The organism is Gilliamella sp. ESL0254 (genome assembly GCF_013344985.1).
GTDB classification, from domain to species: Bacteria; Pseudomonadota; Gammaproteobacteria; order Enterobacterales; family Orbaceae; genus Gilliamella; species Gilliamella bombicola.
The window spans coordinates 75,839-100,782 of the sequence record NZ_JAAEDU010000001.1; the positions used below are offsets into that span (position 1 = coordinate 75,839).

The 24,944-nt window shown below is 35.6% G+C and carries 25 protein-coding genes, 1 tRNA gene, 1 other RNA gene and 1 riboswitch; of the genes, 16 read left to right on the forward strand and 11 right to left on the reverse strand.

Going from position 1 to position 24,944, the window contains the following annotated elements; genetic code table 11:
• Positions 1–5: 5 nt before the first annotated feature.
• Entirely contained in the window at positions 6–338 is a 333-nt protein-coding gene (gene raiA, locus GYX25_RS00350; protein WP_091347616.1) for a ribosome-associated translation inhibitor RaiA, read from the reverse strand.
• Between the two features lie 237 nt (positions 339–575).
• On the opposite strand from raiA, the gene trmJ reads away from it, so the two are divergent.
• The gene (trmJ, locus tag GYX25_RS00355) at positions 576–1,337 is read left to right on the forward strand and encodes a tRNA (cytosine(32)/uridine(32)-2'-O)-methyltransferase TrmJ (protein ID WP_091347614.1); all 762 of its coding nucleotides are present in this window, start codon (positions 576–578) and stop codon (positions 1,335–1,337) included.
• 96 nt (positions 1,338–1,433) lie between these two features.
• Here trmJ and cysS read toward each other — a convergent pair whose 3' ends face one another.
• The 5 genes from cysS to mog all read right to left on the reverse strand — a co-directional run bounded on the left by cysS (position 1,434) and on the right by mog (position 6,506).
• Entirely contained in the window at positions 1,434–2,825 is a 1,392-nt protein-coding gene (cysS, locus tag GYX25_RS00360; RefSeq protein ID WP_091347611.1) for a cysteine--tRNA ligase, read from the reverse strand.
• A 171-nt stretch (positions 2,826–2,996) separates the two neighbouring features.
• A complete protein-coding gene (locus tag GYX25_RS00365) occupies positions 2,997–3,242 on the reverse strand; it encodes a GlsB/YeaQ/YmgE family stress response membrane protein (RefSeq protein WP_091347608.1) in 246 nt (81 codons plus the stop codon).
• Between the two features lie 345 nt (positions 3,243–3,587).
• Positions 3,588–4,952, reverse strand: coding sequence for a lysine-sensitive aspartokinase 3 (gene lysC / locus GYX25_RS00370; RefSeq protein WP_091347606.1), 1,365 nt, complete (start codon positions 4,950–4,952; stop codon positions 3,588–3,590).
• A 75-nt stretch (positions 4,953–5,027) separates the two neighbouring features.
• A riboswitch (Lysine riboswitch) is annotated at positions 5,028–5,201 on the reverse strand.
• Between the two features lie 107 nt (positions 5,202–5,308).
• Positions 5,309–5,767: a transcriptional regulator ArgR gene (argR, locus tag GYX25_RS00375; protein ID WP_091347603.1), complete on the reverse strand. Its 459-nt coding sequence runs from the start codon at positions 5,765–5,767 to the stop codon at positions 5,309–5,311.
• Positions 5,768–5,927: 160 nt separating this feature from the next.
• A complete protein-coding gene (mog, locus tag GYX25_RS00380; protein WP_091347601.1) occupies positions 5,928–6,506 on the reverse strand; it encodes a molybdopterin adenylyltransferase in 579 nt (192 codons plus the stop codon).
• Positions 6,507–6,728: 222 nt separating this feature from the next.
• On the opposite strand from mog, the gene GYX25_RS00385 reads away from it, so the two are divergent.
• Positions 6,729–7,667, forward strand: a complete 939-nt coding sequence (locus GYX25_RS00385) for an ABC transporter ATP-binding protein (protein ID WP_174786417.1) — start codon at positions 6,729–6,731, stop codon at positions 7,665–7,667.
• On the forward strand, positions 7,667–8,437 hold the full coding sequence (locus GYX25_RS00390; protein WP_091347596.1) for an ABC transporter permease: 771 nt from the start codon (positions 7,667–7,669) through the stop codon (positions 8,435–8,437). The genes GYX25_RS00385 and GYX25_RS00390 overlap by 1 nt, the downstream gene beginning before the upstream one ends.
• 57 nt (positions 8,438–8,494) lie before the next feature.
• Here GYX25_RS00390 and GYX25_RS00395 read toward each other — a convergent pair whose 3' ends face one another.
• The 3 genes from GYX25_RS00395 to accB all read right to left on the reverse strand — a co-directional run bounded on the left by GYX25_RS00395 (position 8,495) and on the right by accB (position 11,043).
• Positions 8,495–9,133, reverse strand: coding sequence for a bifunctional 4-hydroxy-2-oxoglutarate aldolase/2-dehydro-3-deoxy-phosphogluconate aldolase (locus tag GYX25_RS00395; protein WP_091347593.1), 639 nt, complete (start codon positions 9,131–9,133; stop codon positions 8,495–8,497).
• Positions 9,134–9,201: 68 nt separating this feature from the next.
• Positions 9,202–10,548: an acetyl-CoA carboxylase biotin carboxylase subunit gene (gene accC, locus GYX25_RS00400; RefSeq protein WP_091347591.1), complete on the reverse strand. Its 1,347-nt coding sequence runs from the start codon at positions 10,546–10,548 to the stop codon at positions 9,202–9,204.
• Positions 10,549–10,587: 39 nt separating this feature from the next.
• Positions 10,588–11,043 carry an acetyl-CoA carboxylase biotin carboxyl carrier protein gene (gene accB / locus GYX25_RS00405; protein ID WP_091347588.1) on the reverse strand — a complete coding sequence of 152 codons (456 nt, stop codon included), beginning with the start codon at positions 11,041–11,043 and terminating at the stop codon, positions 10,588–10,590.
• Positions 11,044–11,416: 373 nt separating this feature from the next.
• On the opposite strand from accB, the gene GYX25_RS00410 reads away from it, so the two are divergent.
• From GYX25_RS00410 to GYX25_RS00435, 6 genes are all read left to right on the forward strand, one after another.
• The gene (locus tag GYX25_RS00410; RefSeq protein WP_091347585.1) at positions 11,417–12,463 is read left to right on the forward strand and encodes a rod shape-determining protein; all 1,047 of its coding nucleotides are present in this window, start codon (positions 11,417–11,419) and stop codon (positions 12,461–12,463) included.
• 143 nt (positions 12,464–12,606) lie between these two features.
• The gene (gene mreC / locus GYX25_RS00415; RefSeq protein ID WP_091347584.1) at positions 12,607–13,449 is read left to right on the forward strand and encodes a rod shape-determining protein MreC; all 843 of its coding nucleotides are present in this window, start codon (positions 12,607–12,609) and stop codon (positions 13,447–13,449) included.
• Complete coding sequence (gene mreD, locus GYX25_RS00420; RefSeq protein WP_091347581.1) at positions 13,436–13,921, forward strand: rod shape-determining protein MreD; 486 nt, start codon at positions 13,436–13,438, stop codon at positions 13,919–13,921. Before mreC ends, mreD begins: the two co-directional genes overlap by 14 nt.
• An 11-nt stretch (positions 13,922–13,932) precedes the next feature.
• Positions 13,933–15,408 (forward strand): ribonuclease G, encoded by a 1,476-nt coding sequence (gene rng / locus GYX25_RS00425; RefSeq protein WP_091347579.1) that lies wholly within the window; start codon positions 13,933–13,935, stop codon positions 15,406–15,408.
• A 110-nt stretch (positions 15,409–15,518) separates the two neighbouring features.
• Positions 15,519–16,976 carry a metalloprotease TldD gene (tldD, locus tag GYX25_RS00430; RefSeq protein ID WP_091347577.1) on the forward strand — a complete coding sequence of 486 codons (1,458 nt, stop codon included), beginning with the start codon at positions 15,519–15,521 and terminating at the stop codon, positions 16,974–16,976.
• A 30-nt stretch (positions 16,977–17,006) separates the two neighbouring features.
• Entirely contained in the window at positions 17,007–17,711 is a 705-nt protein-coding gene (locus tag GYX25_RS00435) for a DedA family protein (RefSeq protein ID WP_091347575.1), read from the forward strand.
• A 1-nt stretch (position 17,712) separates the two neighbouring features.
• Here the strand turns inward: GYX25_RS00435 and rnpB are convergent.
• Both rnpB and bamE read right to left on the reverse strand, forming a co-directional pair.
• Positions 17,713–18,099: RNase P RNA component class A (rnpB, locus tag GYX25_RS00440), an RNA gene on the reverse strand.
• Between the two features lie 173 nt (positions 18,100–18,272).
• Entirely contained in the window at positions 18,273–18,635 is a 363-nt protein-coding gene (bamE, locus tag GYX25_RS00445) for an outer membrane protein assembly factor BamE domain-containing protein (RefSeq protein ID WP_167349304.1), read from the reverse strand.
• Between the two features lie 402 nt (positions 18,636–19,037).
• On the opposite strand from bamE, the gene proQ reads away from it, so the two are divergent.
• The 7 genes from proQ (at position 19,038) to GYX25_RS00480 (ending at position 24,844) form a co-directional block, all read left to right on the forward strand.
• Positions 19,038–19,586, forward strand: a complete 549-nt coding sequence (gene proQ, locus GYX25_RS00450; protein ID WP_091347570.1) for an RNA chaperone ProQ — start codon at positions 19,038–19,040, stop codon at positions 19,584–19,586.
• A 9-nt stretch (positions 19,587–19,595) separates the two neighbouring features.
• The gene (gene prc, locus GYX25_RS00455) at positions 19,596–21,677 is read left to right on the forward strand and encodes a carboxy terminal-processing peptidase (protein ID WP_174786418.1); all 2,082 of its coding nucleotides are present in this window, start codon (positions 19,596–19,598) and stop codon (positions 21,675–21,677) included.
• 24 nt (positions 21,678–21,701) lie between these two features.
• Positions 21,702–21,791, forward strand: coding sequence for a cytochrome bd-I oxidase subunit CydH (cydH, locus tag GYX25_RS11335; protein WP_141683339.1), 90 nt, complete (start codon positions 21,702–21,704; stop codon positions 21,789–21,791).
• 71 nt (positions 21,792–21,862) lie between these two features.
• A tRNA-Ser gene (locus GYX25_RS00465) sits at positions 21,863–21,950 on the forward strand.
• A 147-nt stretch (positions 21,951–22,097) separates the two neighbouring features.
• Positions 22,098–22,991 (forward strand): 50S ribosomal protein L3 N(5)-glutamine methyltransferase, encoded by an 894-nt coding sequence (gene prmB, locus GYX25_RS00470; protein ID WP_091347566.1) that lies wholly within the window; start codon positions 22,098–22,100, stop codon positions 22,989–22,991.
• Positions 22,992–23,021: 30 nt separating this feature from the next.
• On the forward strand, positions 23,022–24,095 hold the full coding sequence (gene aroC, locus GYX25_RS00475; protein ID WP_091347564.1) for a chorismate synthase: 1,074 nt from the start codon (positions 23,022–23,024) through the stop codon (positions 24,093–24,095).
• Complete coding sequence (locus GYX25_RS00480) at positions 24,092–24,844, forward strand: TSUP family transporter (protein WP_091347561.1); 753 nt, start codon at positions 24,092–24,094, stop codon at positions 24,842–24,844. The genes aroC and GYX25_RS00480 overlap by 4 nt, the downstream gene beginning before the upstream one ends.
• The last annotated feature ends 100 nt before the right edge of the window (positions 24,845–24,944 follow it).

Below are 24,944 nucleotides of genomic sequence, written 5' to 3' on the forward strand. Positions count from 1 at the left end.
ATTAATTAAATTTCTTCTTCTAATACTGCATCTTTTATGCTGTTAGCGGCACGGCGAGCTTCGCCTTTATGTTGCAACTTATTAAGTTGTTTTTCAAGTTTATCAATAAGATCATTAATTGCAGCATACATATCAATATGTTTGGCAGATGCAACTAATGGCGTTCCTTTAGTGGCAATTGTTGCATCAATAATAAATCCGTCAGGTTCTTTGGATAAAATAAAATGAGGATTGATTAGATGTGCTCTCCATTTATCTAACTTCGAAAACTTATCTTGTAGATAACTACGAATTGCAGGGGTAATCTCCATTTGTTTACTGGTAATACTTAACGCCATAGTTGACCTCCGCTTTTTTTATCAATAACTCTAACCTTTTTAAAGGTTGCTATCACTACATTGGCAAATTATTTTATTCTCGTCAATAAGATATTCGTTATTAATTACATTTTTGTGAATTTAATTTAAAAATAGATTCTATTAATTAGCTATTGCATAACAGTGGGGCTGAAACTGATTTTACTATATACTGTGTCAATGAGTATTTAGTTTATTCTGCGTTATAAGATATTTTCAATGAATGAGGATAATGTGAGTTATTTAGATAATGTAAAGATTGTTTTGGTTGAAACATCTCATACAGGTAATATGGGATCTGCTGCAAGAGCAATGAAAACCATGGGATTAACGAATCTTTGTTTAGTTAATCCAGTCATCAAGCCTGATTCTCAATCGATTTCGTTAGCGGCAGGTGCGAGTGATATTATTAAAAATGCACAAATTTTTTCGTCGCTTGAACAAGCCATTGCCGATTGTACTTTAGTGATTGGCACTAGTGCCCGCTCCCGTAGTTTGCAATGGCCACACTTAACTCCAAAAACATGTGGAGATAAGATTATTCAAGAAGCAACTAAGAGCTATGCCCAAGTCGCTTTGGTGTTTGGGCGTGAACGTGTCGGTTTAACGAATGAAGAATTGCAAAAGTGCCATTATCATGTTGGCATTCCTGCTAATCCTGATTATAGTTCTTTAAATCTTGCCATGTCGGTGCAAGTTTTGTGTTATGAAATTCGTATGTCAATGTTAAACCTTGAAAATAACATATCAGAGCTAAAAAATGGGAATATGTCAGAAACTGTATTTCCTATTGATGCCGATATAGAGCGTTTTTACCAGCATTTAGAACAGACTTTATTACACACAGGCTTTATTAAGGCCAACCATCCAGGGCAAATTATGGGGCGTTTACGTCGATTATTTACACGTGCACGTATTGAACAACAGGAGCTGAATATTTTGCGAGGTATTTTAACTTCGATTGATAAAACGTTACGATAATCACAAATAATAACACCCACGGGGTTGTGGGTGTTATTTTTCAATCGACAATGTTTAATGCGCTATTTATTCATCAAACTTTTTATTTTGATAATATTAACTTTTTTTCCGCCATGTTGTACCATTTGCGCCATCTTCAAGCACAATATTCATTGCATTTAATTTGTCGCGAGCTTCGTCGGCCAGTGCCCAATTTTTGCTTACTCTTGCTTCGTTTCGTTGTTTAATTAATGCCTCAACTAATGCAATGTCAACATCATCTTGCTTATCGCCTTGTAAAAATTTTACAGGATCTTGCTCTAATAGTCCAAGTACTGCCGATAAATAGCGTAATTCAGCAGCTAATTCATTAGCAAGTGACATATTATTGTCTGCTTTGGCTTTATTTATTTCACGAGCCAAATCAAAAAGAGTTGAATAAGCTTCCGGTGTATTAAAGTCATCATCCATTGCATCACAAAATTGGCGATAATAATCGCTGTCAGGTGTCATGTGTGGATGAGCGGGATCAGTGTCTCGTAGTGCTGTATAGAGTCTTTCTAGTGCCATTCTAGCTTGCTTTAAATTTTCTTCACTATAATTGAGTTGGCTCCGATAATGACCTGATAGTAAAAAGTAACGCACTGTTTCGGCATCATAATGTTTTAATACATCGCGAATTGTGAAAAAATTATTGAGTGATTTTGACATTTTTTCTTGGTCTATCATAACCATGCCGGAATGCATCCAATAATTGACGTATTGACCATCATGCGCACAGGTTGATTGGGCAATTTCGTTTTCATGATGTGGGAACATTAAATCTGAGCCACCACCGTGAATATCAAAGTGATTACCTAACTGATAACTATTCATCGCCGAACATTCAATGTGCCAACCTGGGCGACCTTTACCCCATGGCGAATCCCAACTTGGTTCATTCGGTTTTGACATTTTCCATAACACAAAATCCATTGGATTACGTTTAACATCAACCACATCAACACGAGCGCCAGCTTGCAGCTGTTCTAAATTTTGTCGCGATAAAATACCATAATTAGGATCACTGTCTACTGAAAACATCACATCGCCGTTATCGGCAATATAAGCATGATTTTTAGCGATTAATTTTTCAACTAATTGGATGATTTGTGGCATATGATGAGTAGCACGTGGCTCTATATCAGGACGTTTTATATTCAGAGCATCAAAATCTGCATACATTTCTTGTAGCATTCTATCGGTAAGTTGATCGCAACTTTCGCCGTTTTCGAGTGCACGTTTGATGATTTTGTCATCCACATCAGTAATGTTACGCACATAAGTTAAATCATAACCTAAAAAACGTAAATAACGTGTAACAACATCGAATGCAACAAAAGTACGCCCGTGACCAATATGGCAAAGATCGTAAATTGTCACACCACAAACATATAGTCCAACTTTATTTGGGATAATAGATTGAAAGATTTCCTTTTCTCTGGTTAATGTGTTGAATATTTTTAACATTATAATCTACAAGTTGAAATTGATGGGTTTAAGCAAATAATATAACAAAATTCTGGATATGACGAAATTACTTATTACGAAATTTGAACTAAAAGGATGCTATATCTAAACATATAAAACTTAAGAGTTAGGTAAATTGGCGGGAAAACCGCCAATTTACCAGAAAATAAATTATTTTTTTATGAGGCGATAGATATAAATGAGTATAATCGAACCAAGTACTGAAATTAACAAACTAGGGAAATTAAAGCCTGTCACACTGCCCCAACCGAAGAAGGTGCTAATATAGCCACCAACTAAGGCCCCTGCAATGCCTAATAAAATAGTTTTAATTACACCTACACTTCCTAGTGGCATAAAAAACTTAGCAATCCAACCGGCAATTAAACCAAGAATTATCCAACTTAGAATACCCATAGTAATTTCCTCTTATTATTGAAATTAGTTTTAGTTTACTTCAATTAATTAAAAAATCTAACAGAAGTTAATGTTTAATGTAATAGTTTTAATCGATTAATTAAGAGTAATAAATGATATTCAAAATATATTAATAACTAATGTTGCTAAAGAAAATAGAGATGTAATCTAAAAACTCACCATATGAACAAAATATTTTTAATTTATTGATTTTATTAAATTTTATTCTTCATAATGAAATTTAATAATGTTTTGCTATGTTTTCGTGCTTTTAACATATATTAGAGTAAAGATAAGTTAATTATTAGAATTAAGTATAAGGGAGATTAAATCTCCCCTGTAAAATTATTGTTCAAAAATCGCGTTATGTAGAATTTTAATAATTGATTCTGCGTCATTGCTTTTTGCTAATAGGCAAAGATTGTGAGTACTTGCCCCATAACAGCAAAGTCTAATAATAAAATCATCTAATACACCAAACACCTCTTTCGCTATACCTTGTGTTGAAGTTAGGTTATTTCCAATAATAGCAATTAGTGCTAAATCTTCTTCAACTGTGACATGACACACTGTTGATAGCTCATCAAATAAGGCTTTCGTTAATAAACTGTTACCGTTGGTGTTAGTGCCTGTGGTATCGATAGTTAATGCGATACTTACTTCTGATGTTGTGACTAAATCAACCGAAATATTATGTTTGGCTAATATCGTAAACACATTAGCTAGAAAACCTTGTGCATGTAGCATATTTAAACTTGTAAGTGTTAATAATGTTTGCTTGCGACGTAATGCTAATGCTCTAAATACTGGTAATTTAGATGTAATGCTATTAGTGTTGTAAACAATAGTTCCTCCTTTCTGTGGTGCCTTACTGGAACCAACAAAAACAGGGATATTGCTACGTACTGCTGGTACAAGTGTAGCTGGGTGCAGTACTTTCGCTCCAAACGTAGCCATTTCGGTTGCTTCAGCAAAAGATATTTCATCAATGCGTTTAGCCTCTGGCGTAATACGAGGATCGTTAGTATAAATTCCTGCAACATCAGTCCAAATATCAATTTGAGTTGCATTCAATGCTTCACCTAATAAAGCTGCTGTATAATCGCTTCCTCCACGGCCTAATGTAGTAGTTTTTCCAGAACTTTCACTACCGATAAATCCTTGTGTTACAACGATGCTATGACTGTTTAGTGATTTTAAATGTGCACAGCAAAGCTGTTTAATATCTTCAATTTTAGGAGTGGCTTTACCAAATTTATCATCGGTGCGCATAACTTTACGGACGTCAAACCATATGGCATTTTTTTGTTTTTCTTTCAATATTTCGACAAACAGTTTTGAAGACATAATTTCACCGTGACTAACGAGCTCGTCTGTTAATGCTGGTGATGTAGCTAAACTTGCGGCTTCAGACAAAGAGGCTATATTAGCAATGATTTTGTCAATTTCAGTTCGTAGTTCGGGATTTTCAGGTAATTGTTCTAAGATGTTGTATTGGATCGATTGAATTTTGGCAATATGTTGAGATCGAACTTCGGCATCACGACCTTCTGCTAAGGCGACTAATAAATTTGTCACGCCAGCAGAGGCCGATAGTACCACAACTTTTACGTTAGGGTTAGTTATTACAATATTGGCACTGTTTACCATTGAAGAGTAATCGGCGACACTAGTACCACCAAATTTAGCAATTACGAATGATGTTTCCATGGATTCCTCATATTAAAAATTTTTATTTTTAACAGAGTTAGAGCGGGTGTGTTCTATTTACAATTAAAAAAGTACAAACCATGAAGTGCTCCACCTGTTAAGGTGACAACCCAAGGGATTCAGCCCTTGCAGTCGATTTGATTGCTTCTGGATAGGCAATCAAACCTCGGCATTACATCCCCTCAATCATTTATTAATGGTTCCAGTCCCTAAAATGATTTACCTGAGTAATGCGCCTCTTCGTTTTGCAACTTCTGTAACGAAGTCAGCGTTATATAAGATTAACGATTTTATTAATTGTGTCAATAGGTTAAATGTCAAAAATTATTAGCTATAATGCGGAGAAATTGCAACCACTATAATTCTCGTTCAAACAATTCGATAATGGTTTGATATAATTTTTTTACTGTACACTCTTTAGTTGGTGTACTAAAAATTGTGTCGTCACCCGCAATGGAACCTAAAATACCTTCTGATTTACCAATTGAGTCGAGTAACCGAGCAATGAGTTGGGCTGCACCTGGGCTGGTGCGTATCACCACCATTGAACTATTGAAATCAATATCAATCACTAAATTTTTCAATGGGCTACTTGTAGTTGGTACGCTGATTTCAGCAGGTAAACAATAGACCATTTCGGATTTTGCATTGCGAGTTCTCACTGCGCCAAATTTGGTTAGCATGCGCGAAACTTTTGATTGATTGATATTATCAAAACCTTGTTCTTGTAGCGCTTGTACGATTTCTACTTGCGAACTAAACTTCTCTTGAAGAAGCATCTCTTTAAATGTTTTAGTGAGATTAGCTTGTTTCATAATGTTCCTTGACTTTTGCTTTGTTACTGTTTTTTCTAATACATGAAGTTACAACACGTATAATAAAGTTTTCTTGTTATTTAAACAAAAATAACTTCAATTATTTTAAATGCATCAGTAGCAATTATTGTATATAATTATGCATTAAATTTGCATAAAACTAAAGTTTTGATTTAATTGCATCTTTAGGGCGAAAAGACTTTATGACTTGTTCATGGGTTTCAATGTAAGGACCTTCTAATAGTTGTATACAATAGGGGATACTAGCAAAAATGCCACTAACAATGGCATTACCTTGGTTATCTTTAACTCCCTCAAGGGTTTCTTTTATTGATTTTGGTCGGCCAGGTAGGTTTATGATTAAACACTTTTTGCGAATAACAGCAACTTGCCTTGATAAAATTGCGGTTGGTACAAAATGCAAACTGATTTGACGCATCTGTTCTCCATATCCCGGCATCACCCGATCGGAGATCGCAACTGTTGCATCAGGTGTTACGTCTCTAATTGCAGGACCAGTGCCTCCGGTGGTTAAAATTAAGTGGCAATGTAGATTATCAACTAACTCACATAATGTTTGTTCAATGACAGCTTGCTCATCAGGAATAATACGATTTTCGGTTATAAAAGGCGTTTTCAATGCGGTTTGTAACCATGAAACTAATGATGGAATGCCTTCATCTTGGTAAACGCCACTTGAAGCTCTATCTGATACTGAAACTAACCCAATCTTAAACATGCTACTTATTCCTTCAACGATAAAGGCACACAGCTCGAAAATTAAAACTACACTGTTTGTGCCTAACCAATAATAATATGCGCTATGATCTTACAATGATAATTTATTCGCATTGATATAAATAAAACTAAAAAGACCTGTACATTGATTGATTTTATTGTCAATTGATTTAACATGATATCATATTATTTAAATAGCAATTGATTCACTTAGGATATATTTATGCCATCAATTCCTGCACTTGAGCTAATATCACTCAAAAAAATTTATAAAAATGGTATAGAAGCATTAAAAGGTATCGATTTAACTGTACAAGCTGGTGATTTTTATGCCTTGTTGGGACCTAATGGTGCAGGGAAGTCAACAACCATAGGCATTATTAGCTCATTAGTCACCAAAACAGCGGGACAAGTTAAAATTTTTGGTTATGATTTAGATACAGATGTTGTCAATGCTAAAAGACAATTAGGGCTTGTCCCGCAAGAATTTAATTTTAATCAATTTGAAGAAGTGCTACAAATAGTTACTAATCAAGGTGGTTATTATGGATTGCCCCGAAAACTTGCATTAGAGCGTGCTGAAAAGTATTTGCGAATTTTAGATTTATGGGACAAACGCCACAGTCGAGCTAGCATGTTGTCCGGTGGCATGAAAAGGCGATTAATGATAGCCAGAGCGCTTGTGCATGAGCCTAAATTATTGATTCTTGATGAACCAACCGCAGGTGTTGATATTGAATTACGCCGTTCTATGTGGGATTTTTTACGTGAAATCAATCGGCAAGGTATCACAATTATTCTAACCACCCATTATTTAGAAGAAGCGGAAATGCTATGTCGAAATATCGGTATTATTCAGAGAGGTCAATTGATTGCGAACTCCTCAATGCGTGATCTATTGGCGAAAAGCCAATCTGAAACAATTGTTATTGATTATGTCCCCTTATCTGAGCCAATTAAATTACAAGGCTACAATTATTCTGATGTGGAGTCCGGCGTGTTAGAAGTGCAAGTAGATAAGCAACATGGATTAAACCAATTATTTGAGCAATTAAATAAACAAAATATTAAAGTGATCAGCGTACGAAATAAAGCAAATCGGTTAGAAGAGTTATTTGTTGATCTATTGCACAATGATACCCAACAAAAAGGTGATATTTGATGAATAATTTATATTGGATTGCCTTAAAAAGTATTTGGCGTAAAGAAGTGACAAGATTTTTAAGAATTTGGGTTCAAACGTTAATTCCGCCCGTTATTACCATGTCTCTTTATTTTATTATCTTTGGTAATTTAATTGGCTCTCGTGTTGGTGAAATGGGTGGATTTAGCTATATGGCATTTATTGTGCCGGGATTAATTATGATGTCAGTTATTACCAATTCTTATACCAATGTTTGTTCGTCCTTTTTTAGCGCTAAATTTCAACGTAACATTGAAGAGTTATTGGTCGCACCTGTACCAACGCATATTCTTATTTTGGGATATGTTGGTGGTGGCGTGATGCGTGGTATTTTAACTGGTATTTTAGTGACTATTGTGTCACTATTTTTTGTTCGTTATGAAGTTCATTCTTGGTTATTTGTTGTTTGTACATTGCTATTTACTTCAATTCTGTTTTCATTAGCTGGCTTATTAAATGCGGTATTTGCCAAGTCATTTGATGATATAAGCATTATTCCAACATTTGTATTAACACCATTAACTTATCTTGGTGGTGTTTTTTATTCCATTACTATGCTGCCAGACTTTTGGCAGTGGATTTCAAAAATTAATCCAATCGTTTATATGATTAACGGTTTTCGTTATGGATTTTTGGGTGTGACAGACGTGCCGTTATGGATCACATTTTCAATGCTGATTTTGTTTGTTACCGGACTATATGTAGTTGCATGGCGACTTATTGAAAGTGGACGAGGATTGAGAAGTTAATAAGGATAGACGACTAGTAGTTTTACCGCCGATATTATATCGGCGGAATAATAATAGTTATTGAGCACCAGCAACGGCTTCTTTTGCCATTTCCGTAATTTTAGCAAAATCCCCTTTTGCAATTGCATCGGTTGGAATAAACCAAGTACCACCGACGCAAAGTACATTATCCAGTGCAAGGTAATCGCGATAGTTTTTAGGGTTTACTCCCCCAGTTGGACAGAACTTCATATATCCACAAGGGCCAGCAAAAGCTTTTAATGCTGCAACGCCACCATTGATTTCAGCGGGGAAGAATTTTAGTGCCGTTAGACCATATTCTTGTGCTGTTAATAGTTCAGAAATAGTTGCAATACCCGGGATAACAGGAATAGGACCATCAACTGCAGCTTTTAAAATAGCGTCAGTAATACCAGGAGTGATGACAAATTCAACGCCAGCTTCAGTGACTTGTTTTAATTGTTCAACAGTTGTCACTGTTCCTGCACCAACCACAGCTTCAGGAACTTCTTTGATGATTTTCTTTATAGCATCAATTGCGCAAGCTGTTCGTAACGTCACTTCCAGTACTTTTACTCCACCAGCAATGAGCGCTTTGGCTAGCGGTACAGCATCTTCAATACGTTCAATTACAATAACGGGAACAACAGGTCCCATGGTTAAAATCTCTTCAGCGCTTTTTTGCCAATTTTTCATTTATATCTACCCATACCTTATTGATACTTAAATATAGCAATAATCCCTAATAGATAGGGATTATTTTGTTACTCATAAATGCCTAATTTCTTTTCTAAATAATGAATGTTGGTACCACCTTTTTGGAAGCCTTCATCATTCATGATTTCAATATGAAGATCAATGTTAGTTTTTATTCCATCAATTACTAGTTCTGCTAAGGCATTTTTCATCCGTGCAATGGCAACTTCGCGTGTTTCACCATAAGCAATTAATTTTCCAATCATTGAGTCATAGTAAGGCGGGACAGTATAACCTGCATAAATATGTGACTCCCAACGAATACCAAAGCCACCTGGCGCATGAAAACGGGTAATTTTTCCTGGTGATGGCATAAAGGTCTTGGGATCTTCAGCATTAATTCGGCATTCAATCGCGTGGCCTTTGATTTCAATATCGCTTTGTTTAATTGAAAGTGGTTTGCCAGCGGCGATCAAAATTTGTTCTCTTATTAAATCAACACCGGTTATCATTTCGGTAACCGGATGCTCTACTTGAATACGGGTGTTCATTTCAATAAAATAAAACTCACCATTTTCAAATAAGAATTCAAATGTACCTGCACCACGATAGCCAATCTCAATACATGCATTAACACAACGCTCACCAATAAATTTACGCATTTTAGGTGTGATGCCAAGTGCTGGTGCTTCTTCTACAACTTTTTGATGGCGTCTTTGCATTGAGCAATCTCGTTCACCTAAATAAACAGCATGTCCCTGACCATCAGAAAGCACTTGAATTTCGATATGACGTGGATTTTCTAGAAATTTTTCCATGTAAACCATATCATTATTGAAAGCAGTTTTGGCTTCTAATTTGGTCATTTTGATGGATTGTTCAAGATCCTTTTCTTCCCGAACAATACGCATACCGCGACCACCTCCGCCACCAGAAGCTTTAATAATTACAGGATAGCCAATTTGTTTAGCAATTTGTTTATTAGTTTCAATATCACTACCAAGTGGCCCATCTGAACCCGGTACACAAGGCACACCAGCTTTTTTCATGGCATGAATTGCTGATACTTTATCACCCATTAGACGAATAGTGTCAGGTTTTGGACCAATAAAAATAAAGCCTGAACGCTCAACTTGTTCAGCAAAATCTGCATTTTCAGATAAGAATCCATATCCCGGGTGAATAGCAGCAGCACCAGTTACTTCAGCAGCTGAAATTAATGCAGGTACATTAAGGTAACTTTTTGCTGAAGCTGCTGAGCCAATACAAACAGTTTCATCTGCTAGCAATACATGTTTTAAATCTTTATCTGCCGTAGAATGAACTGCAACAGTTTTAATCCCAAGTTCTTTACATGCTCGTAATATACGTAGAGCTATTTCTCCACGATTCGCAATAAGAATTTTATCAAGCATATTCTATCTCTTAATCGTATAGTCAATAATAAATTCAGGTTATTCAATAATGAATAGAGGCTGATCAAATTCAACTGGTTGACCATTTTCAACCAAGATAGCTTTTATTGTACCAGCCTTTTCTGACTCAATTTGGTTCATCATTTTCATCGCTTCAACGATGCAAAGTACATCACCAACATTTACGGTTTGACCAACTTCAACAAAAGCTTTTGATTCTGGGCTTGGTGTGCGATAAAAAGTTCCAACCATTGGAGATTTTATTGTTGCACCATCATTTGCAACAGTATCTGTTACAACTTCTGTTTGAACTGTTGGAGCCACAACGACAGGTGCCGGTTGAGGAATTTGAATGTTTTGTACTGGCGCGGAATAGTTTGTAGTAGGAACTGAGCGACTAATTCTAACTGATTCTTCGCCTTCAGAAATTTCAAGTTCAGAAATACCTGACTCTTCAACTAATTCAATTAATTTTTTAATTTTGCGTATATCCATGAATTACACCGTGTTTATTTGATATAAGTAACAATGATTTTAATGCATCCTTATCATCGACAAAAGCTATCTTGTAGTTGATAATAAGGTAGTAACTCAATATTTACGCGGAAGAATACACTGTAAAACAGAATTTGTCATTATATATCTCCTTTACAAACACTTGTTATACTATTTTCTAGGTATTATTTTATAATTGCGATACAATAGTAAGCGTAAATTACTATTGGGGTTGGCTATGGTTTAAAAGGGGTAAATAATATTTTATTTAGCTTAACTACTAAAGTTAAAATATATATTTTTTGATTCCATGGTTTGTTTTTAAAAACTAAAATATACTTAAGCAAGATTAATTCTAGGAAGAGTTTTTATTATGTTCAAAAAAGTTCGTGGCTTGTTTTCAAATGATTTATCGATCGATTTAGGTACAGCAAACACACTTATTTATGTAAAAGGACAAGGTATTGTATTAAACGAACCTTCAGTTGTAGCGATTCGTCAAGATCATCGCACAGGCACACCGAAAAGTGTTGCTGCTGTCGGACATGCTGCGAAACTGATGTTAGGGAGAACGCCAGGTAATATTGCAGCTATTAGACCAATGAAGGATGGTGTTATTGCCGACTTTTCTGTCACAGAAAAGATGTTACAGTATTTTATTCGTCAAGTTCATAGTCATAGCTTTTTAAGGCCAAGCCCGCGTGTACTTGTTTGTGTTCCTGTCGGTGCTACACAAGTTGAACGCCGTGCTATTCGTGAATCAGCATTAGGAGCAGGTGCTCGTGAAGTATATTTAATTGAAGAGCCAATGGCCGCTGCTATAGGTGCTGATTTACCTGTCTCTGCACCAACAGGCTCAATGGTTGTTGATATAGGTGGTGGAACTACGGAAGTGGCTGTTATTTCATTAAATGGTGTTGTTTATTCTGCATCTGCCCGTATTGGTGGTGACCGATTTGATGAAGCGATTATTAACTATGTTCGTCGTAATTATGGCGCATTAATTGGTGAAGCAACAGCCGAAAAAATTAAACATTTTATTGGTAGTGCGTATCCTGGTGATGAAGTTCTTGAAATCGAAGTTCGTGGACGCAACCTTGCTGAAGGTGTGCCTCGTAGTTTTACTCTAAATTCTAATGAAATTTTAGAAGCGCTACAAGAACCTTTAAGTGGTATAGTCAGTGCAGTTAAAGTTGCGTTAGAGCAATGTCCTCCAGAACTTGCTTCTGATATTTCAGAGCACGGTATGGTTTTAACTGGCGGTGGAGCTTTATTACGTAATATTGATAAATTATTATCGGCTGAAACTGGTATTCATGTTGTAGTAGCTGAAGATCCATTAACATGTGTTGCACGAGGCGGTGGAAAAGCGTTAGATATGGTTGACATGCATGGTGGCGATCTATTTAGTGAAGAGTAATTGCTATCTTAATCGTTGCTGAATTTCATGTTAATGAAACGATTAGTAAGTAAACATCTCATATTTTTATCCGCCGACATTGTCGGCGGAGTCGTATCTTAAAATAATTAGATCTTGAGCATAAAACAGGTAAGTACTGGACAATGAAATTACTCTTTTCTAAACGTTCTCCCCTCAGTGTACAATTATTTACTTTTTTAGCATTAGCTTTGGTACTAATTGTATTAGATGTCAATTATCGCCCATTTAAAGAAATTCGCTATTATTTAGATACTATCATTTCGCCTCTTTATCATGTGTCGAATGCTCCAAAGTCATCATTTGATTCTCTTTACGAGATGGCAAAAACACGAGAAATCTTGATCAGTGAAAAAGAAAAATTGCATGCAGAATTGTTGCAACAAAAAAATGATTTATTGTTGCTTGAACATTTAAAACATGAAAATACAAGGCTTCGTGAATTACTTGGTTCTCCATTAAGACCTGATGAGCATAAAATGGCTGCACAAGTATTACTTGCAGATACAGATCCTTATGTTTATCAATTTGTTATAAATAAAGGTAAACAAGATGGTGTTTATGTAGGCCAGCCAGTAGTTGATGAAAAAGGAATAGTCGGACAAATTTATGAAACTGCTCAATCAACTAGTCGCGCTATTTTAGTATGTGATTATCAGCATGCAATACCAGTACAAGTACTAAGAAACGATATTGGTATGATTGCTGTGGGTAACGGATGTAGTAATGATTTAACATTAGAATTTTTGCCTAATAATGTTGATATAAAAGTAGGGGATGTTTTAGTCACTTCAGGACTTGATGGTCGTTTCCCAGAAGGTTATCCGGTAGCAATAGTAAGTTCAGTAAAGCTTGATATTACTGATTCAACTCCAATTATCTCGGCTACACCAACAGCAGATTTAAAACGCTTACGCTATTTATTGTTATTATGGGGAAATCAAGGGGTAAAACATGAGGGGTCGTAATCGAATATTGATTATTTGGATAACGCTATTAATTGGCTTATGTTTGCAAATTATTCCATGGTCACCGTCATATAGCATGTTTAAACCGCATCTGCTGATTCTTATTTTTGCTTATTGGTTAATTGCTCTTCCTCACCGAATTGGAATTGGTACTGCTTTTATATTTGGAGTTGTAATAGATCTGTGTTCCGGTTCAATCTTGGGGATACATGCTTTTATTTATTCATGTATTGCTTATTTACTTGTTTTTAAATTCCAATTGATACGTAATTTAGCTTTATGGCAACAGTCGTTTATTATTTTTGGCATTTCGGTGTGCTACAATTTACTCGTGTTTTTATTTCAAGTTAGTATTTATCATACTATAACAATATCGCCATTGATTTTACTATCAAGCTGTATTGATGGCTTATTATGGGTTGTTATCTATCTATTTTTGCGGTTAATAAGACGAAGCTTTGCCATCAATTAAAAGGGAATTTTATGTCTGTTGAATTATTAATGAATGTAACGCCATCTGAAACGAGAGTTGCTTATATTGAAGATGGCGTATTACAAGAAATCCATGTTGATCGTGAATCTAGAAGAGGTATTGTTGGAAATATCTACAAAGGCAAAGTGATCCGTATTTTACCTGGTATGCAGGCTGCCTTTGTAGACATTGGGCTTGAGAAAGCGGCTTTTCTGCATGCATCAGACATTATGCCTCATACTGAGTGTGTATCTGATACTGAACAAGAACAATTTCAAGTAAAAGATATCTCTGAACTTGTTCGTCAAGGACAGGACTTAATGGTGCAAGTGGTGAAAGATCCACTCGGAACCAAAGGAGCTAGACTGACAACCGACATTACTTTGCCATCGCGTTATTTAGTATTAATGCCTGGACCAAATTCTGCACATGTGGCAACTTCGCAACGCATAGAAAGTGAACAAGAACGGGAAAGATTAAAAAATATTGTTCAGCAATATGTGACAGACGAAGGCGGTTTTATTGTTAGAACGGCAGCCGAAGGTGCGAACGCTCATGAGTTAGAGCAAGATGCCAATTTTTTAAAACGACTTTGGACTAAAATTCAACAGCGTATGGCTCGTCCGGTAAGTAAAAATTTAGTGTATGGTGAATTGGCATTGTCACAGCGTGTATTACGTGATTTTGTGGGCGATCCAATTGAACGAATTTTGGTAGACTCAAAATTAACTTATGATTTATTGGTTGAGTTTACGCAAGAATTTATGCCCGAAGTGACGAGTAAATTATCACATTATCGGGGTAATATTCCGATATTCGATCTTTATGATACCGAAAACGAGATTCAAAGAGCATTAGATCGTAAAGTCAAATTGAAATCTGGCGGATATTTGATTATTGATCAAACCGAAGCTATGACAACAATTGATATTAACACTGGTGCATTTGTTGGTCATCGTAATTTAGAGGAAACTATTTTTAATACCAATATTGAGGCCACAATAGCAATTGCTCGACAATTGCGATTGCGTAATTTGGGCGGCATTATTATTATTGATTTTATTGATATGCAAGAGGATTTGCATCGTGAGCGAGTATTACAATCGCTCCAAGATTTTTTATCTAAAGATAGAGCTAGAACTACCGTTAATCTATTTTCTACCTTAGGCTTAGTAGAAATGACACGCAAACGAACACGCGAAAGTATCGGGCATATTTTGTGCGAGGAATGTCCCGCATGTAAAGGCCGTGGTATGGTCAAATCAGTAGAAACAGTTTGCAACGAAATTTTACGCGAAATAGTTCGTGTTTATAAAGCACACCACTCAGAGTATTTTTTGGTTTATGCATCGGCTTCTGTGGCTAATGCTCTAACTAATGATGAGTCTCACGCTTTAGCTGAAGTCGAGGTGTTTGTGGGTAAGCGTGTTGAAGTAAAGATTGAACCACTTTATATTCAAGAACAATACGATGTGGTATTAATGTAATAATTACATGTTTGATTATAAAATATTGAAAGCAAAAAAAATATTATGATCAAATATTTATAAATGATCATCAAAAAAACTTGTATCCACAATTAAAATTTAAGGAATTTATGACACTAACTCAAGTGAGTGAACGATTGCTCAATCCAAATAATCTAAGCCAACAAGATCTTTTGTATTTACTTGATATGCTAAGTTCAAGGCAAATTGATTTTGGTGATTTGTATTTTTTATCTGGCTATTATGAAAGCTGGTTAATTGAAGACGGCATTATAAAAAATGCTTCATTCCATCGAGATCAAGGTGTTGGAGTTAGAGCTATTGTTGGTGAAAAAACGGGATTTGCTTATACTGATCAGCTTTCATTAGCTCGTTTAGAACAAAGTGTATTAGCGGCAAGTTCAATCACTACACTACAAACATCCATCGCGGTGACTCCATTTAGAACTACTCAAACAGTGTCAATATATCCATCAATCAATCCGATTAATTCGTTTTCTCAAGAGCAAAAAATTTCGCTATTGCAACATGTTGATCAATTAGCTCGCTCAATTGATCCTAGAGTTATTGAAGTATCTGCTAGTTTAACTGGAAGTTATGAAGATATTTTAATCGCGGCAACAGACGGTACATTATGTGCCGATATTCGCCCTTTAGTTCGTTTATCTGTTTCTGTCTTAGTTGAAAAAGAAGGCAAGCGTGAACGTGGCAGTAGTGGCGGTGGTGGGAGATTTGGGTATGAATATTTCCTGACAATCAATCCTAAAACATCAGACAGTTATGCTGATAGTTACACGCGAGAAGCCGTACGCCAAGCGCTTGTGTCCCTTTCAGCAAAAGCCGCACCTGCTGGAACGATGCCTGTTATTTTAGGTGCTGGTTGGCCTGGTGTATTGTTACATGAAGCTGTAGGGCATGGATTAGAAGGTGATTTTAACCGTAAAAATAGTTCAGTTTTTTCCAAAAAAATTGGTGAAAAGGTTACCTCAGAATTTTGTACCATTGTCGATGATGGTACCATCGAAAATCGCCGAGGATCACTCTCTATAGATGACGAAGGTACACCAAGCCAAAAGACAGTCCTTATAGAAAATGGTATCCTAAAAGGATATATGTTTGATAAACTCAACGCAAAATTGATGAATACGCATTCAACGGGCAATGGGCGTCGTGAAGGGTATGCTTGCCTACCTATGCCAAGAATGACAAACACCTATATGCTGGCGGGAAATTCTTCCTTTGACGATATCATTAGTAGCGTTGATTATGGGCTTTATGCACCTAATTTTGCTGGTGGGCAAGTTGATATCACTTCCGGTAAGTTTGTTTTTTCAGCCTCAGAGGCTTATTTGATTGAAAAGGGTAAAATAACAACGCCGGTAAAAGGTGCAACACTAATTGGTTCAGGTATTGAAACCATGCAACAAGTATCTATGGTGGGCAATGATCTAGAACTAGATTCAGGTGTTGGCGTTTGCGGTAAAGCAGGTCAAAGTGTTCCTGTTGGCGTTGGGCAACCTACTTTGAAAGTGAATAATTTGACCGTTGGCGGTACTATTAACCACTAATAACGATACATCAATAGGATTTCAAAATAGATGGAAACAATCATTACACTTTATCATGCATTTATTAATTTGGATATTGCAACGCTCTCAAATCCTAATGTACTATGGACTCTATATGGCATGTTGTTTGTTATTATCCTTTTAGAAAATGGCGTCTTACCCGCAGCTTTTTTACCTGGAGACAGCCTATTATTCTTAACAGGTGTATTAATTAGTCAAAATGTATTTCATTTTGGTTTAATTAATCTTATTTTGATTGCTGGTGCAGCTTTAGGAACTTGGTTAGGTTATGCACAAGGTTTGTGGCTTGGTAATACTAAGCTTGTACAAGGTTGGATGGCACACATACCGGAAAAGTACCATCATAAATCAGAACTATTATTCCATAAGTATGGATTACAAGCGTTATTTATTGGGCGATTTATTGCTTTTGTACGTACATTATTACCAATGATGGCAGGGTTATCGGGACTACATAGTCGAAAATTCCATATCTATAATCTAATCAGCGCGACATTATGGATCTTTTTGATTGTGACATTAGGTTATTTATTTGGATTATCGCCAATTTTTAAAGAATACGAAAAACAGATCATGTCTATTCTGATGCTAATACCAGTTTTTTTATTAGTATTAGGATTGATATTTTCAATTTATCTTGCTGTTAAACGCTCATTAAGTAATAAAAAGCAATCTAAAGCTATATCAAAAAATAATAAAAAGAATAATAAGTAGAAAGTGAAATTAACCGATAAGCCGGGTTCTGTCGTGGACAATCATTCCTCTAGGCTAATACTCACGTATTAGCTCAAGCAGTCTACCCGGATTCAACGCGGGCCACGTCAATGAATCCCTATTTGACCTTGCTCCGAGTGGAGTTTACCGTGCCACAACTGTTACCAGTTGTGCGGTGCGCTCTTACCGCACCCTTTCACCCTTACCTGATCTTATATAATAAGCCATTGGCGGTATACTCTCTGTTGCACTAGTCGTGAATGTTTGCTCTCGCAAAACATCCCCCAGGCGTTACCTGGCACTCTGCCCTATGGAGCCCGGACTTTCCTCCCCTTCGTTTATCTCCTCTAATAAAGAATAACAAAGCAGCGATTGTCTGGTTAATTTCGTTGACAAGTATAACTTAAAGCACAATTTTGTCCAGAACTGTATGAGCATTAGAGAATAGATGAATGATGTTTAAACGTTTTTAAGGTAAATAGAATTAGATAATAAAGATTAGACATAAAATGAAAAGCACATCTTGATGATGTGCTATAAAATAATATTACTTTAATTTGATTACCATTTTTTTTGTTTTTGATTTTCGTCATAATTAAACCAAGTTACAACGCCTTTAGAAATAATAATATCTAGCTTTCCTTCAAGGATATTGTATTGTGTTTCACCAATTAACATATGACTGGTTGAGCTTTTTTTAGTGTATTGGTATGTCCACTGTGTTTCGTTATTATTAAGGATTTTTTTAGTTGTAGGTTCTCCAAATATAGATAAGATTTGAGATTCAGTGGATGAACCTTCAACAATTTTGCTTACTTTTTCGTTATTAAGAGGAGAGCCTTGTTCAATAAAATTTTTTTGTGCACATGCCGATAGGGCGAGTATAGAGCTTAGAATTACAAGAAATTTTTTTATATTTTTCATGGTATAGTTGCCTATTAGGTTATCAAAAATGTGAGTTGATAATATCATATGTTTGATAACGTTCAATATGCAGTAACTAAGATGCGATTAAAAAGATAATTTGGCTAATTGTTATGTCTTTCTTTTTTTGATACAGCATTTATATTTCATAATAGTCACCAGGTTTTATTTCTATTTTTTAATTCCTCTTAGTTTATAACCATAAGTATCTATGCTATGCTTTTCTAATAGTAAGAGCAGTAAGTTCAATATTTGATTGTATATTCTAATATAGAGTGTTTTTATAATAGTATTTAGGATGTTATAACAATTATTAATGAACGAAAAAAAGATAGTTAGTGTTATTATATAAGCTGCGATATACTTTAACGCTAGTAAAATTTAGTTGCTATGGGATAACCAATGGAAAATCAGTTTCAATTAACAAATAGTAAAGAGATTATTGCTTATTTAGCTCAACAATTCCCGAATTGTTTTACCCTTGAGGGTGAAGCAAAACCATTAAAGATTGGGATCTTTCAAGATATTATTTCGCGTCTAGACGGTTGTCAAATATTAAGTAAAACTAAACTTCGTATTGCATTACGTTCTTACACAATGAGTTGGCGTTACTTACATAGTATAAAAGAGGGTGCTAATCGTATTGATTTAGATGGCAACCCTAATGAAGTTATTAACCAAGAACAAATGGATCATGCTCAACAGCAATTAAAGGAGAGCAAAGAAAAGGCTAAAGAACGTTTTAAAGAACAAGCAAAAGAAAAACGTAAAACTACTCAACAGCCTTCGAAAAAAGTTAAACCTTTAAATAACGGTGATTTTGTTAAAGTTTTAGTAGGTAATAAACCTATAAAAGTACAAATTATCAATATTGAAAAAGATCATATTAAAGTAAAAATTGGTGCAGGTATGGAATTAACGGTTAAACCTGAATATATTATCAATAAATAGAGAATTTGAATGAATAAATTACTGAAAGGTATTATTACATTTAGCCTTGTTTTGTGTATTTTTTATCAAAACGCTCAGGCAAAAACACAAGATAAAGAACAGATACCTCTTTTAAAGCAAGATGAGATCCACCAAGTTGTTGCTAGGCGTGTGACAAATTTTTTTACTCAGTCACATTATCGTAATTTTGCTTTAGATGGTGCTTTTTCTTCGAAGATTTTTGATCGCTATTTCAAATTATTAGATAGCAATAAATCTTTATTTATTCAAAGTGATGTTGATAGCTTTCGAAATAGACAAGAATCTTTAGGTCAGGAATTAATTGATGGTAATCTAAAAACGGCTTATGACATCTATAATCTCTTTTTGCAAAAACGTTATAACCGTTATCAATACGCCCTTGAAGTTTTACAAAAACCAATGGATTTTTCTACTAACGATGAAGTTGATTTTAATCGTGAAGAAATTGCGTGGCCTACTTCTGAAACTGAACTAAATGTCTATTGGGATAAACGAGTTAAATATGACGAGTTGAATTTATCTTTATCTGGAAAAAATGAAAAAGAGATCCGTGAAATATTAACTAAACGTTATAATCGTGTTTTAAAAACAGTAATGCAATCAAATAACGAAGATGCCTTTCAAGTATTTATGAATGCATTTGCAAGAGAGATTGACCCCCACACCAGCTACTTAGCGCCACGTAAAAAACGAGATTTTGATTCTGAAATGAGTTTATCCTTTGAAGGTATTGGTGCAACATTAAGTCAGCAAGATGATTATACAGTGATTATGTCTTTTGTAACCGGTGGGCCTGCAGAAAAAAGTAAGCAACTTTCCGTAGGGGATAAAATTATTGGGGTAGGCCAAAGCAATTCTGCAATTGAAGACGTTATTGGTTGGCGTCTAGATGACATTGTCGATAAAATTCGTGGGCCGAAAGGCACTGTCGTGAAATTAGAAATTTTACCAGCGGGTAATAACAGTAAAGCAAAAGTTATCGAACTTACTCGTGATAAAATTCATTTTGAAGATCGTGAAGCAAAATTAAAAATTATTGATAATGAACGCGGTAAAGTAGGCGTTATTGAAATACCGAGTTTCTATATGGGATTAACCGAAAAAGTTGATTCACTCTTATCGAAAGCAAATAAAGAAAATTTGCAAGGGCTGGTTATTGATTTACGAGATAATGGTGGTGGTTCATTAGCCGAAGTTATTTCTTTAACTGGTTTATTTATTGATAGTGGACCGGTTGTTCAGGTGCGTGATAATTTACAAAAAGTCATCACTTATGATGACAAGAATAAAGGTATAGAGTACACAGGTCCGCTTGTTGTAATGGTTAATCGTTATAGCGCATCAGCATCAGAAATATTTTCTGCTGCCATGCAAGACTATGGGCGTGCATTAATTGTTGGTGAAACGACTTATGGGAAAGGAACTGTACAAACATCTCGTAACATTTCTTATCCGGTTGATGCAAGATTGCATCCAAATTGGCCTGAATTTGGTGGCGCTCAGTACACTATTCAGAAGTTTTATCGTATCAATGGTGGTAGTACTCAATTAAAAGGTGTTGAACCAGACATTGAAATGAATAATGTTAAATATGTCGATGAAACAGGTGAACGATTCTTAGACAATGCCTTGCCTTGGGATAAAATTGCTTCGGCTGATTATTTGAGTCTTTTCAATATTAAGCCATTGCTACCTGATTTGGAATCACAACATTTGGCTAGAATTTCAAAAAATACTGAATTTATTTATATTGATGAAGATATTAAAACTTTTAATGACAAAAAAGATCATCAATATGTTGTTTCATTGAATAAGCAAAAAAGAGAAGCAGAACAAAAAACTAATGATGAACGTAGTTTAAAAAGAATGAATGAGCGTTTAAATAAAGCAGGTTTACCGTCGATCACTAAATTAGATGATTTACCTAAAGATTATAAGCAACCCGATGCTTATTTGGATGAGTCTATAGAGATACTTCTTGATTTTGCGCCTAAATATCCAAAAATTAGAGGTAGTAACTCTATTAATGGAGTTATTTCGCTCGATTTGCCAATCGAAAAAGCTAATTAATAAAAAATAATTGGAGATAATGAAATGTGTTCAAATTTAAAATATGCATTGATTACAACTGCCGGGGTATTAGCTGTTTTGGTAACATTTGGTATCATCGTTTGTATGAATTAAAAAAGCTTGATTAATTATCTTGTGATCATTATAGTATGCAGCCTGCTTGAAAAGGCAGGTGCTAATAATTAGGTGAGGTGTCCGAGTGGTTGAAGGAGCACGCCTGGAAAGTGTGTATACGGCAACGTATCAAGGGTTCGAATCCCTTCCTCACCGCCATAAATAGTTAGTCATTAAAGGGTAGAACATTAGGTTCAACGTTGCTGTTAGAAGCATACTGTCAAGATTACTCTAGCAAAACCTATTGAAGGCAGTTGCCTAAAATGACAAATAACACCTTCCTCTCCTAAAGCATTTGGAGTCATTATGGAAAACTTACGCACAGTTCAGGACTTTATACGTTGGACAGCATCGCAACTTAATCTATCAGATGTTTTTTTAGGACATGGTACAGATAATCCTATTGATGAATCTAAACAACTCATTTTAGCAACATTAGGTCTATCTTTGTTTATTCCTACGGAATTTTATTCGGCAAATCTGACTAATGATGAAAAAAATCAACTTTTTGATGTTATTCAAAAACGAATTAAAGATCGTGTACCAACCCCTTATTTAACTAATCAAGCTTGGTTTTGTGGCCATTCTTTTTATGTCGATGAACGTGTATTAATTCCTCGTTCTCCTATTGGTGAACTCATCAATAATCATTTTGAACAGATAATATTTACTGAGCCTAAAAATATTTTAGATTTGTGCACAGGCAGTGGTTGTATTGGTATTGCTTGTGCTTATGAGTTTGCTGATGCTCAGGTTGATATCACCGATATTTCATTAGAAGCATTAGATATTGCGCAAACAAATATTGAAATGCACGAAATGGATTTTCAAGTTACCCCTATTTTGTCAGATCTATTTAATGATGTGCCTGTAAAACAATATGATCTAATTGTCACAAATCCGCCTTACGTTGATAGTGAAGATATGAGTGATTTGCCAGATGAGTTTTTATATGAACCGAAATTAGCGTTAGAGGCGGGCTTTGATGGTTTAGATTTGGTAAAAACAATTTTACGAGATGCGATAGATTATTTAACTCCAGAGGGTGTATTAGTCTGTGAAGTCGGCAATAGCTGGATTAGCTTACAGCAACAATATCCAGATGTCCCATTTAATTGGATCGAATTTAAGCATGGTGGTCTGGGCGTGTTTGCGATCACTCGTGAAGAGTTAGTTCAATATCATGACTGTTTTAAATAAGCTGCTTTCAATAATTGGAATAAATTTATTATGGCTGGAAACTCAATCGGAAAATTATTTAAAGTGACCACATTTGGTGAGTCACACGGCATAGCATTAGGATGTGTTGTCGATGGCGTTCCTCCTGGACTTGCATTAACTGAATCAGATATGCAACATGATCTTGACCGCCGTCGACCGGGTTCATCTCGCTATACTACTCAGCGCCGAGAAGCCGACCAAGTTAAAATTTTATCTGGCGTATTTGAGGGTGTAACAACAGGTACAAGTATTGGATTACTTATTGAAAACACTGACCAACGTTCTCAAGATTATAGCAAAATTAAAGATATCTTTAGACCAAGCCATGCAGATTATACTTATCAAAATAAATATGGCATACGTGATTATCGTGGTGGAGGTCGTTCTTCTGCTCGTGAAACTGCCATGCGCGTTGCTGCTGGCGCGATTGCCAAAAAATATCTGCAAGAAAAACTTGGCATAACCATTCGTGGTTATTTGGCTCAGATGGGCGATGTAAAATGTGAATTAAAAGACTGGCAACAAGTTGAACAAAATCCATTTTTTTGTGCTGATGAAAGTAAATTAGAGGCGCTTGATCAGTTGCTCAGAACACTGAAAAAAGAGGGTGACTCAATTGGCGCTAAAGTTTGCATTGTTGCCGAAAATGTTCCAGTAGGACTTGGTGAACCTGTATTTGACAAATTAGATGCTGAACTTGCACATGCGTTAATGAGTATTAATGCGGTGAAAGGTGTTGAAATTGGTGATGGTTATGCAGTTGTTAATAAACGAGGTAGTGAAAATCGAGATGAAATAACTAAGCAAGGTTTTTTATCTAACCATGCTGGTGGTATTTTAGGGGGGATTAGCTCAGGACAAACGATATTAGCCAGTATCGCTTTAAAGCCAACCCCAAGTATTGAAATTGCAGGGCAATCAATCGATATTCATGGGGAAACCGTTGAAGTATCAACTCATGGTCGACATGATCCATGTGTAGGAATACGCGCCGTGCCCATCGCTGAAGCGATGGTTGCTATAGTGCTCATGGATCATTATCTTCGCTATCGCGCTCAATGTAATGATGTCAATACGCTATGAGTTATGAATTACTTATCTTACTGTTTATTATTGCTACTTTAGCAGGTTTTATTGATTCAATTGCTGGTGGCGGTGGTTTATTAACCGTTCCGGCTTTACTTGCTGTTGGACTGCCGCCAGCCAGTGCCTTGGCAACCAATAAATTACAAAGCTGTGGTGGTTCATTTTCAGCTAGTTTATATTTTATTCGTCAGCATATGGTGGATTTAAAACAGCAAAAATGGGCAATCATGTTTGCTTTTATCGGATCGGCAGTTGGAACGTTGTCGGTTATGCATGTCCAAGCTGATTTTTTAAAGCTATTACTACCTATTCTAACCATTGGCGTGGGACTTTATTTTTTGCTTTCTCCAACCATTGGTGAAAACGATCGTAAAAGTCGCTTTTCATTTATCCAATTTGCACTAATACCAGCTTTGGCAATTGGTTTTTATGATGGATTTTTTGGGCCTGGCGCGGGTTCATTTTATGCGTTAGCCTATATCACACTAGCTGGCTTTAATTTAACTAAAGCCACAGCACATACCAAAGTGTTAAACTTCACTTCAAATTTAGCCGGTTTACTGTTTTTTATTATTGGTGGCGAAGTGATATGGTCAATTGGACTTGTCATGCTAGTTGGTCAATTTATAGGTGCAAGACTTGGCGCTAAGATGGTCATTGCTAAAGGTCGCAAATTAATCAGACCAATGCTAATTACTGTTTCAACGCTTATGAGTATAAAATTAATTTACGAAAACTTCTTTTAATTGCTCACCATTTTAATCATTAATATTTGTTTTTCATCACTATTTTATAGCGCAACAAAATCGTTGTTAAAAACTTTCAGGAAAGCATGTGTTTGAGTAT